The organism is Acinetobacter rongchengensis, from assembly GCF_003611475.1.
Lineage (GTDB): Bacteria > Pseudomonadota > Gammaproteobacteria > Pseudomonadales > Moraxellaceae > Acinetobacter > Acinetobacter rongchengensis.
Window position 1 is genome coordinate 1 of sequence record NZ_RAXT01000075.1, and the last position, 10,026, is coordinate 10,026.

At 33.7% G+C, this 10,026-nt stretch carries 12 protein-coding genes; 3 read left to right on the top strand and 9 right to left on the bottom strand.

Annotated elements, in window-relative coordinates; translation table 11 throughout:
• Positions 1–115: 115 nt before the first annotated feature.
• Positions 116–343 carry a hypothetical protein gene (locus D7V20_RS17550; RefSeq protein WP_120385257.1) on the bottom strand — a complete coding sequence of 76 codons (228 nt, stop codon included), beginning with the start codon at positions 341–343 and terminating at the stop codon, positions 116–118.
• 414 nt (positions 344–757) lie between these two features.
• Here D7V20_RS17550 and D7V20_RS17555 point away from each other — a divergent pair, with 414 nt between their 5' ends.
• Together D7V20_RS17555 and D7V20_RS17560 are read left to right on the top strand one after the other, a co-directional pair.
• On the top strand, positions 758–1,708 hold the full coding sequence (locus tag D7V20_RS17555) for a hypothetical protein (protein WP_120385258.1): 951 nt from the start codon (positions 758–760) through the stop codon (positions 1,706–1,708).
• A 461-nt stretch (positions 1,709–2,169) separates the two neighbouring features.
• On the top strand, positions 2,170–2,901 hold the full coding sequence (locus tag D7V20_RS17560) for a Fic family protein (RefSeq protein WP_120385259.1): 732 nt from the start codon (positions 2,170–2,172) through the stop codon (positions 2,899–2,901).
• A 32-nt stretch (positions 2,902–2,933) separates the two neighbouring features.
• On the opposite strand, the gene D7V20_RS17565 is transcribed toward D7V20_RS17560, so the two are convergent.
• The 3 genes from D7V20_RS17565 to D7V20_RS17575 all read right to left on the bottom strand — a co-directional run bounded on the left by D7V20_RS17565 (position 2,934) and on the right by D7V20_RS17575 (position 5,630).
• Positions 2,934–3,941 (bottom strand): hypothetical protein, encoded by a 1,008-nt coding sequence (locus tag D7V20_RS17565; RefSeq protein WP_120385260.1) that lies wholly within the window; start codon positions 3,939–3,941, stop codon positions 2,934–2,936.
• A gap of 73 nt (positions 3,942–4,014) precedes the next feature.
• On the bottom strand, positions 4,015–5,118 hold the full coding sequence (locus D7V20_RS17570; protein WP_227554133.1) for a YagK/YfjJ domain-containing protein: 1,104 nt from the start codon (positions 5,116–5,118) through the stop codon (positions 4,015–4,017).
• Between the two features lie 287 nt (positions 5,119–5,405).
• Complete coding sequence (locus D7V20_RS17575) at positions 5,406–5,630, bottom strand: helix-turn-helix transcriptional regulator (protein WP_032027713.1); 225 nt, start codon at positions 5,628–5,630, stop codon at positions 5,406–5,408.
• A 95-nt stretch (positions 5,631–5,725) separates the two neighbouring features.
• Here D7V20_RS17575 and D7V20_RS17580 point away from each other — a divergent pair, with 95 nt between their 5' ends.
• Positions 5,726–6,973 carry a hypothetical protein gene (locus tag D7V20_RS17580; RefSeq protein ID WP_120385261.1) on the top strand — a complete coding sequence of 416 codons (1,248 nt, stop codon included), beginning with the start codon at positions 5,726–5,728 and terminating at the stop codon, positions 6,971–6,973.
• Positions 6,974–7,023: 50 nt separating this feature from the next.
• On the opposite strand, the gene D7V20_RS17585 is transcribed toward D7V20_RS17580, so the two are convergent.
• From D7V20_RS17585 to D7V20_RS17605, 5 genes are all read right to left on the bottom strand, one after another.
• Positions 7,024–7,683 carry a hypothetical protein gene (locus D7V20_RS17585; RefSeq protein ID WP_120385262.1) on the bottom strand — a complete coding sequence of 220 codons (660 nt, stop codon included), beginning with the start codon at positions 7,681–7,683 and terminating at the stop codon, positions 7,024–7,026.
• Positions 7,684–7,698: 15 nt separating this feature from the next.
• Positions 7,699–7,923, bottom strand: coding sequence for a hypothetical protein (locus D7V20_RS17590; protein ID WP_120385263.1), 225 nt, complete (start codon positions 7,921–7,923; stop codon positions 7,699–7,701).
• Positions 7,924–8,052, bottom strand: a complete 129-nt coding sequence (locus tag D7V20_RS20345) for a hypothetical protein (RefSeq protein WP_264783091.1) — start codon at positions 8,050–8,052, stop codon at positions 7,924–7,926.
• A 2-nt stretch (positions 8,053–8,054) separates the two neighbouring features.
• Positions 8,055–8,309 carry a hypothetical protein gene (locus D7V20_RS17595; protein ID WP_032027709.1) on the bottom strand — a complete coding sequence of 85 codons (255 nt, stop codon included), beginning with the start codon at positions 8,307–8,309 and terminating at the stop codon, positions 8,055–8,057.
• Between the two features lie 549 nt (positions 8,310–8,858).
• A partial coding sequence (locus tag D7V20_RS17605) for an ATP-dependent nuclease (protein WP_147395806.1) occupies positions 8,859–10,026 on the bottom strand: 1,168 nt, incomplete at its 5' end.

The window sequence follows — 10,026 nt, forward strand, 5'->3', positions numbered from 1 at the left end:
ATGATTTTTTAAATAAAAATAAGAAAGAGACTTGCAAAGGATAAGGCTTAACAAGTAAGCCTTATGAGTATAGTGAGTTGAATGAGTAAATTGGCTATAACATCAAAATATAGACTTATTTACTCCTTAAAATATGATCTAAATCTTGTGCGCATTCTTCTAAAGTAATTGCCATATCGATTTGCATTTGAGGTTTTAATTCGTTTGCAAGCTTTCTCCATTCTTCGATCAATCGAATTGCCTTTTGAATCTTATGTTTATTGACATCTTTGGCAATAGTTGGGGTATATCCACCACGTTTAGCATTTTTAACTTGTCTTACATAATTGGTGCTGGTATTCATCATCACTCCCGAATATCAGTTTTATGTTATTCACTTGCTTGAGTTGCTACTGGGTTGAGCTAGGCATTTTGATTATCTTTAAGGAATATTGCATCTATATGATATTTCTTTTTAATTTGTTATACGCTCCTTGAAATTGATGAGAACTTTTATGATTTGATACTAATTCAAGAAAATGATAATTGAAATAGTGACTTGCATTTTTATATGCAACGTTATGTATCTATTTACTTCAAAACGTAAAAGAGTGATTGCACAACGCCTTTAGCTTAGGATATAGACATTTTTAAAAATAATTCGAAGGGGAGCTTTAAGAGCTGTAAATAACTTTGGAATATTAGCGATAATGGTTTACGTATATATTTAGATTAAGCTACTTTTAAATCGTATTCTAAAAACTTGGCTAGATAATGAATGGATGACTTAACAACAAGATTTTTAAATCAATTTAGTCAGTGGCATGATGTGGTACTGACCGCCATAAAAGCGATTATCGCGATAGGAATATTGTGCTTAGTTGCCTACCTTTTAACGATTGGCTATATCCCTTCGGAAATTAGCGTTGGTGATACCCTCATTTTTTTGCTGATTTTTGTTGCGTGTTCTATTGTCTATACTGGATTAAGTATCGTCCTATTTATCTTTGGTATCTCCTTAATGCCAGTGGTGTATATGATCTTTAGTACGATTGATAAATATTTACCACCACATATCAGAATTGGAAAAAAGCTTCCATTTCCAAAAATCAGCATACTTACATTAGCTGCATCCATATATTTTGTATATATGATCCGTGGTTTGCTGTTGTTGGATTGGAAAATCGGCCTTTATGTTGCGATTACAGCAAGCTTTATTTCCTTATTTTATTATGCGTTTTATCTGAATCGACAGAAGATTAAAGAGTTTAGTAACAAGTTTGACAACTTAAAAGAGATTATTGATGATCCATATGCAAGTGAAAATCTCAAAACATTTGCAAAAGCCAAATTAAAGCGGCTAGAACTGCATATTAAAGACAGTATACAAATCGCATTTTTTCTTATTTTGATACCACTCGTTCCTATGTTCTTTATTGGTGATATAGGGAAGGTATTTTTAGATTATACGATGCAGAAAACAGGTGTAAGAATAGAAAAACCAACCTTATATATTAAAGTACCTTATGCCAACTTAATGGATGTATCAAAGACATCAACTCAAGAGTTAAGAGAACAGCAGACCTTTATTTTTAAGGATGCAAAAGTGTTATTTCAAGGTATTGGTAAAAACACCTTGGTCTCGTACAAGGTTAAAAATATTGAAAAACAGATTGTTATTCCAAATGAATATATTATTGTCGAAAGAACCAGAAAAGTTGATGAATAATAGGTTACAGCGATTTTTCTCTAATGACTTTGTAGTATTGTAACGTATGATTTTTCTAACTTGAGTATCTGTCAGCATTTTAAGCGATACCCCGTACAGACTGGGGGTAATTTGTTATACCCCCAACTATATCGAGATTGCTACAGATAAAGTAGATCGTATCAGACATAAAGAAAGCCTAAATCCTTTAAATTTAAGCTTTTGAGTACATCATGAGATATTGTAAGAATTGAAAATGGCGAGAGAGGGAATCATATTTAAATACTAAGTTGTTGATAATATTTAAATAAAAAATAATTAATTTTATTTGATCCCCCAATCGTCCCCCAGCCTATAAAAAATTTAGATTAGCATTTGAAGAACCATTCTTATTATACATCAATGTGATGCTGTAGCTGTCAGATTTCATTGCTATGACTTTTTCATGTATGATCATTTGATTACATCTGTAGAGATAAACCATGTTTGAGATCATTGATGATTTAAAAGCTAAATTAGATCAGCATCGACCTCTTTCACCTGCAATTGTTAAAAATCTACATGAAGACTTGATCTTACGCTGGACTTATCACTCGAATGCGATCGAAGGTAATACCTTAACCTTATTAGAAACTAAAGTTGTTCTAGAGGGGATTACAGTAGGTGGGAAGGCGTTAAGGGAGCATTTTGAAGCGATTAATCATCGTGATGCAATTTTGTACGTTGAAGATATTATTAAAAAACAAGAACCGTTTTCAGAGTGGCAAATTCGTAATATTCATCAATTGATTTTAAAAAATATTGATGATGAGAATGCAGGACGATATCGTCAGCAAAATGTCTTAATCTCAGGTGCTACCACCAATCCTCCAGATCACACATTACTCAATGACAAGATGGCTCAATTTATAGATTGGTATAACATGGAAGCCCATACATTGCATCCAATTGAGCGAGCAGCCAAAGTTCATGCTGATTTTGTGGGTATCCATCCTTTTGTGGATGGGAATGGACGTACATCTCGATTATTGATGAATCTTGAGTTGATGAAAGCTGGTTATCCACCGAGTGTGATTACTGTCGAAAATCGTTTAGCCTACTATGAGGCTCTGGATCAATGGATGGCGTATGGCAATAGTGAGCCATTTAATAACTTAGTTGCTGCTGTTGTATTGGAGGGATTCAAGCCATATCAAACAGTTTTAGGAATCTAGGAAAGTAAAAGAAGGGCAAAAGCCCTTCCTCGTCAATTTTTGCTATCACACTCTAGGTAGATGAATTTTGGTGATACGAATTCAGATTCATAATAGACATATTTGTATTTTTCAACTTGTTGTCCAAAAATGACTTTCCATATCTTTTCATTTATACCGTCTACACCTTGAATATTCATTGAATTTTGAAATTCAAAAATACTCATGGTGATCTTCGAAAGTGGTGCAAAATTAAGAGTGCCATTATCACGAAAGTTGATGCAATCTTTCATTGATAGAGGCTGGCATTCTTGCTCTGTCGCACAATACACATTTAAGACATAGTTATCAGATAAATCACGTTGTATACAAAAAAATAATGCTAAAATTTCTGATTGATGTTTTTCATGAAACTGATTGATGATGCTGCGCATTTTTTGGGTCAAAGCATTTTCCACAGATTTATTTGCTTTAAACAGTTCATGCTCATTCATGTGGAACACATAAGTAAAATGATTTAGATTAAATTGTTGATGAGTTTTGAATAACTTTTTCATCACAGGTACATTTTCTTTACGTATTTCTTTGATTAATGCAATACGCTTATCACGATCAGCGATTGCATTTTTACTGGTTGAATGCTTTTTCAATTCATATATGAATGTATCTACAACAGGTTTTATCTGCTCAACATAGTATTCATTGTGTAGCAGCATTGGATTAATAGGTCTATCCGAATTGTAGCCCAAATTTACATATGCCTGATGCACAGCCTTTACACTTTGACTGATTTTGAATAGTGAGTGTTCTCGTAATTGAACATTAATTGGTTGAAAGCTCAGTAGTAGTTCAAATACATGATCTGTATGCGGAGTATTACTGACATAGTATTGAGTAGAGATTCGACTGATTTTTTTAAATTTTTCCTTGAAAGGCAAATAACTCGGATTCGTAGCGATTTCCGAAACGCTTTGCATATTGAATAGGTTGAACTCACCCATACAAAAATAAGGTAGATTGATGCTTTCTGTCGTATTGGTAGGTTGCATTGACATGTTCATTGTAATCTCGTTTTTTAAATAGGGAAGCAATGCTCTCTAAGGCTGACTGAGAGCATGATTTGAATATTTTGAATTAAGTTACTATGGTCTCTAGGAGAAGCTTACGGGGTCTTCCAACATTGCTTCTTTCAAGGTTGCGAGTGCTATAGCCAAAAGTCCGTTGTTTGACTTGACTCTTTTCGATGATGAATTGACTGGTTTTAGTGAGGTAGTTGACAACTAACTGGTCTAGTGCGTCAATTTTTTCCTGATCATTATGCACAAGTGTCCCAATTGCAAGTTTTTGATAAAAAGCCTTATCGTGATTGCAGCTATGGTAAGACCCTTTGTTCTGGGTAATATTTTTCCATAATTTGCCAAGTAGATCCGCAAAGTAGGTATCTTGCTTATAGATATTGCCATCCATAAAAAAGATAAAATGATAGTGATAGCCCTTTTGAATCCCATATTCTAATTTCCAAATAAAACCGACAATTGGGGGAACTGCATTATTTGGGGTATGGAGTTGTTTAATGAACATTCTCAGGTAATTTTTTAGAAGCTCAAGTGTGATTTTAAATTCTCGATAAATTGCAAAATCAATTCTGATTACCAATAATTTACTGAACTTATGAATCAATTTTCGAATAAGCTGTTTGGCTTTCAGTCTTTGGTTTAAGCTTTTCGCATGGCGTAATTGCTGCGCTTTTTTGTAGTCTTCATCATTCGCTATGGCATAGCTCAGTTGATGGCACAGTACATTGATCAATTCAGCTTTAAATACAAATTGTTGAGGTGCAATAGCGACTAGATCACTTTGACTTTTATGCCAAAAGTCAGTTTGACGATCAGCAAGGATATGTTGTGGTAGAACAGCTCTGAATATTTTTCGACATAAGTCCGCTTCGGGACTTGTACATGTGTCATCTTCCATATAGAAAGGATCAATACGGTTAAGTGAATCATGAATGTTTTTAAGTACAATAACAAATGTATCTTGTCTTTTTAAATGAATACGATAGACAGGATTATTACCACTCTTCTTTACGTGGTGTACGAGACAAATGAACTCAATTTGCTTGTAAGCCTCTTCCTCATTAAATTCTTTAGGTTCAGCATGATCCGTAATTGGTTCAACATCCATCGTTACTTTTTTTTCATTTTGAGTCATGAGATATGGGTTTAGGTCTGTGTTCATATAATGCTCTTTCAGGTAAATTTTAAGTAAGTGAATCCCTACCAAGGCATGGGGTAGCCTTGGTATGAGTCGTGATATGTTTGATGTAGGTTTTAGAAGAGTTGTTGGATGAATAATGAATTTAATTAAATGTATTATTTATCAATAGAATATATTGATTATTAGTACTTATTAATTAAATATAAAATCCTAAATTATTGAAAAATATGAGAACCATAATTCCGACAATCCATTTCATCTATTCTTCAGAAATATCGACTTTCGCAGTTGAAAGTCGATTTTGAAAGTTAACAGGTACGTTGCTTAGCTTTAAACTCAAGCCAATCAACTAATTCATGCTTAAACCAACCTACTGCATTGGAACTGAGTTTGATGGGTTTGGGAAAATACGGATCGTAACTTTTCGATTTTTCGTTTATCTTTTCATATATGACTGAACGACTTACGCCTGTAAATTCGGTGACTTTTGGTAATCGATATATTTCAATATCTTGATGTATATTTGATGGCATGGATTTTTCCTCCTCTTTTTGAATCCATGTAAGTATTGTGTCGTCCTAAAGGTGTATTGTCACAAAAAGAGCTCCACACTATTCTGATTGCATATATGAAACTTGAAATATCACAGACGATGCAGAGTGCTATTGATGAAAAAATAGTACCTGTCCTTAAAGATTTTTTGCTTTCTAGATTAAAAATATTGATCTTAAATGAATTTGAAAAAAATCATCTTGAAGACAATGCCTTATACGGCTACAAAGATTTTGTGAAGATAAATCAGGAAATTAGTGTTTTAATTTCATCAACGCTTTCATTCGCTCAAATTTTTGAAAGATATGTTGAAGATTCTGAAACTCACCATTCAATTTTTTTGAATAGGCATCCTTATGATGCAATGATTTATGAGTTATTGTGCTATGGGTGGTGGAAAATACAGTGTTCTGATGATTATAAATATCGACCAAGCGTTAAATATTTCAGAACAGATGAAAGCGTGGAAAAGGCTTTCTATTTAAAATTCTATAATCATTTGTCAAGAAAAGGAGAGATGTACAAAATTGAAGAACTGGTGAGGAAATATAATTTAAGTGCGCTAATTTCTCTTTATTCTGTGGAAGATTATTTTGTTGATTTGTATATTTTGACTTCACTAGTTGTGAACAGTAAATCTTTAAATATGAATTTTTTAATTGAGCAACTAAAAAATATCATGCATTTATTGCCTTTTAATCGCCTTACTAAATTTCCTCCTAATTATCAAATTTTGAATAAAAAAAACATAGTAATGGGGGACATAGAAGCTGTTTTGAGTATTGATGTTCCAATCAATAAAAATAGTGATATTGTGGATTTGTTTAATCAGCTTTCTGTGCAATTATCTATTAATTTTGTAAATTTAGTAATTGAAAATAAAGATAATTTATTGAAAAATGATAGTCATACCTTATCAGATTTATCTACATTAATGCACCAAATTAAACAAACTGTAAGTGTTTCAAAATCACTTTCAGCACTACAGAAAGAAGTAGATTCACCTTATTTATTGGCACAAAATTTATCTTTACCAACAGCATTGTTTTTATTGCTTTATCGATTTTATATCAAAAAAAATCCTGATTACAGTGTAGACAGCTTTATGAAATATGTTAGTGATTTATTTAGAAAAAGAGGCTATGAAAATGAAATTATAAAGACAGGAAAAACTGATCAACATTCGGTTATCGTGAGTGTTAAAAATGTAAATAATGAGAAAGATACTAAAATTAAAATTACTTATGGAAGTATTCGTTCTAAGAAAAATGATTATCAAAGTGACTTTATTAAAGCCAATAAGCTAAATAAAGATGTGATCTAGTAGTGTGGGACACGGCATTTTTGCCGTGTTTCCTGATTAAAAATAACCATTTAAAATGTCAAACTCACATTGCCTTGATCAGTGATTAATTCCGCTTCAAGTACCTGATCACCACGGCATTTCAACAAGTACGATACAGTAGAGCTATAGCTCATTTGTACAGGCATCTTGCTATGAAAGTCAGCAGTGTAATAACCACAACGACCACGATTAATTTTCATACCTTGTAGAACAAAAGGCTGATCGCTGGTCGATTGAATTTCTATAATATATTCAATTGCCCCTTGTACATTAAAAGCAGATTGAGATTCTCTAGCACTAATGCGAGCCTTAACATTTAGATCGCTAACGAGTGCAGATTCATCCTCAAGCGGAATGTCGGCAACTTCTTGAGTGTTGTTTGGATCAAGGTCAGTTTCCATCATGGCTTTAAGCACATCAGGATACTTATTCCATCCATTGATATAAGACTCCGCTTCCTTGACCTCAGCAGGCAAATAGACATGACCATTGTCAATAATCATCTGCATTTCATTGAGTTTGGCTTTAACTGCCTCCTCTGTATAAGGAGCATAGATTGATTGAGTATCAGGGCTTTTTGAGTTGGCTGGATGGGCAGCGTTTGATTCATCTATTTGAGTGGGTTGATTGTTCTGACTACATGCTATGAGCAAGGTCGAAAGTACCAACGTTGGAAATATTTTTTTCATATTCTAGCTACCCACTTACTTAGAACGCATGGTCAGAAATCCGACCAAACATAGAATCAAAATGCCACCAACGATTTTCCCCACCGTTGGAAACATCACCGCAGGCCACACTAAGCCTTGCCCCAAGTTGTAAGTAAATGGCTTATAGTTATATTGACCCCAAAAGTGTTGATAGATGGCAAAGAAAAAACCAATCAACAAGTAGCCACTTATCACCCATGATTTAATATTTGAATTCATTTACTTTCCCCCAGTTGCAAACTTTGCCAATGCAATAAAAATTCCCATCACGATCATGAAGCCAATAAATGGCAAGCCTAAAAAGCAAATCACTGCAATCACGCAGATGATGCCTGCAAGTGTTCTCATGGCTACTCCTTCATGCACTGATAGGAAATATTGACCATATCTCTTTGGAAGGATTCAGTTTGCTGCAAGGTATAGAGATTTTCTTTAAGTCCATCTTCTCCATATTTATTTTCAAGTTTGTCGTAGATACATGAACAGGTACTGCCATCAATGCCACCTGTTTTACAACCACTAATAAACTGACGTTCGGTTTTACTGGCACAACCTGAAACCATTAATGCAACTGAGATGAGTACAAGTGAAGTTTGAATTTTCATCATTTCCCCTAATTTTTTATTGTGTTATTTGATGCGTTATCAATTTTGCTGAATGGACTAAAGTGTAGATGCAACAAAGCCTTCCAAGGCTAGATAGCGTTCAGATCAGTCAAATAAGCAAAAATTTATGAATGCTGCTAATGCAACAAGGGAATAGAAAATCGTTTTAAGAAAAACAATAAAGATCGAAAAAACTTAGTCATGGGTATGACTCCTTTGGCTATGAAAGAAGTTTCACCGCATTACTGTCAAATAATGGTGGCGAAACGAAAGGGGGTTGACAGACTGATAGCCAAAGCTCAGCACACCCGAAGGTGTCCCCCTCCCGTTCCGCCGCAGAGGGGGCACGCAGGGATACCCACCAAAAAGATAAACTTTTTAGTGTGTTGGCTATACGGTCTGTCAAAACCGACTGACGATGTAGGTCAGCTATTGAATGATAAATTTAAGGTGGGGTTTAGTCAATTCAGGAATTTAAAACAGTCTAATTTATAAAAGAAAATAGCCGAATTAATCACATTAATTCGGCTAATAGAAATAAGTGATAGCTTAATTTAATTTAGAAAAAAGAGTTTTCCATATATTAATAGTATCTTCAGAAATTTTGTCTCGTGAAATTTTGAGTAAATGATTTTTTACAAGTTTGGCGAACTCAACTTTCCATCCTTTCTCAAGCATAATTTCATTTGTAACAGCAAACTCTTCCAATTGTTTAAGAATGGGTAAGTCTTTAGCATAATAATCTTCAAAATCGGAATCTGGATCATTGGAACGCAATTGATATCTTGAAAGTTTTTTCATTATTGATGGTGGTATTAAATCTTCAATTTCAGCTTGATCCATTCCTATAATTTCTGAAACTATTAAAATTGAATTAGGCGTGTCTTGGTACAAATCTTTTCTCAGAGCTTCTGCCATTTTTGAACCTTGAGTGTCACCATCTAATAAAACAATTGGCAGTTCATCATTTTTTCCCGTTAAAAGACTTACAATAGGTTTGACTCCTCGGGTTCCTCCAGATGGAATAAAAATTATATCCTTTTTGGGTGTTAACTCTCCAAAAGAAATTAATAAGGTTTTTATTGCTGATAAATAAATTTGATCTGAAGGACCTTCTACTAATACAGGGGTGCAATTATTGAATAACATTTCTGACACGCTTAAACCTAAGGCAGCATGTACTGGATAAATTGATTTTGTTTGAGAAGGATTGCCCTCATTTGCTCTAAGATTAGAAGAAATATTTGTGGTACCATCATCTTGAATATATACGGCTTTTACCTGATTAAGATGGTTGGAATCAACTAGAAATGGAGAGTGTGTGGTATATAAAATTTGATTAGTTTTAGACAAGTTACCAAAAAATAATGATAAATCTTTCTGTGCTAAAGGATGAAGGGATAGACCAGGTTCATCCAATAATAATATTGAATTTTTATGGGCATCTTTACTTTCAACTAAAAAGGTTAAGTAAAAGCTCAAAAACCATTGTAATCCCGTACTTCTTCCTTCTAATTCAATATCTTCAGGACGTTTGTCATCAGAAACCCATATTCTAAAATGATTACCGTCTGCTTCGAATCTAAATCGATATTCACCTTGCTTCCACCAATCTCTGAATTTTGAAGTTAGTTCTGTGGATGCAGATTGCAATAAGACGCTACGTTCTTTTTTTTCAGCTGCTTTGAGTTCTATCTCATCTGATGATAAATCGATA

Bases quoted from the DNA above. Each gene is read 5' to 3' on its own strand.
- D7V20_RS17575 (WP_032027713.1), bottom strand. From the start codon at position 5,630: ATGCCATCAAATATACATCAAGATATTGAAATATATCGATTACCAAAA.
- D7V20_RS17555 (WP_120385258.1), top strand. From the start codon at position 758: ATGGATGACTTAACAACAAGATTTTTAAATCAATTTAGTCAGTGGCAT.
- D7V20_RS17585 (WP_120385262.1), bottom strand. From the start codon at position 7,683: ATGAAAAAAATATTTCCAACGTTGGTACTTTCGACCTTGCTCATAGCA.
- D7V20_RS17590 (WP_120385263.1), bottom strand. From the start codon at position 7,923: ATGAATTCAAATATTAAATCATGGGTGATAAGTGGCTACTTGTTGATT.
- D7V20_RS17565 (WP_120385260.1), bottom strand. From the start codon at position 3,941: ATGAACATGTCAATGCAACCTACCAATACGACAGAAAGCATCAATCTA.
- D7V20_RS17560 (WP_120385259.1), top strand. From the start codon at position 2,170: ATGTTTGAGATCATTGATGATTTAAAAGCTAAATTAGATCAGCATCGA.
- D7V20_RS17550 (WP_120385257.1), bottom strand. From the start codon at position 343: ATGAATACCAGCACCAATTATGTAAGACAAGTTAAAAATGCTAAACGT.
- D7V20_RS17595 (WP_032027709.1), bottom strand. From the start codon at position 8,309: ATGAAAATTCAAACTTCACTTGTACTCATCTCAGTTGCATTAATGGTT.
- D7V20_RS17580 (WP_120385261.1), top strand. From the start codon at position 5,726: ATGAAACTTGAAATATCACAGACGATGCAGAGTGCTATTGATGAAAAA.
- D7V20_RS20345 (WP_264783091.1), bottom strand. From the start codon at position 8,052: ATGAGAACACTTGCAGGCATCATCTGCGTGATTGCAGTGATTTGCTTT.
- D7V20_RS17570 (WP_227554133.1), bottom strand. From the start codon at position 5,118: ATGAACACAGACCTAAACCCATATCTCATGACTCAAAATGAAAAAAAA.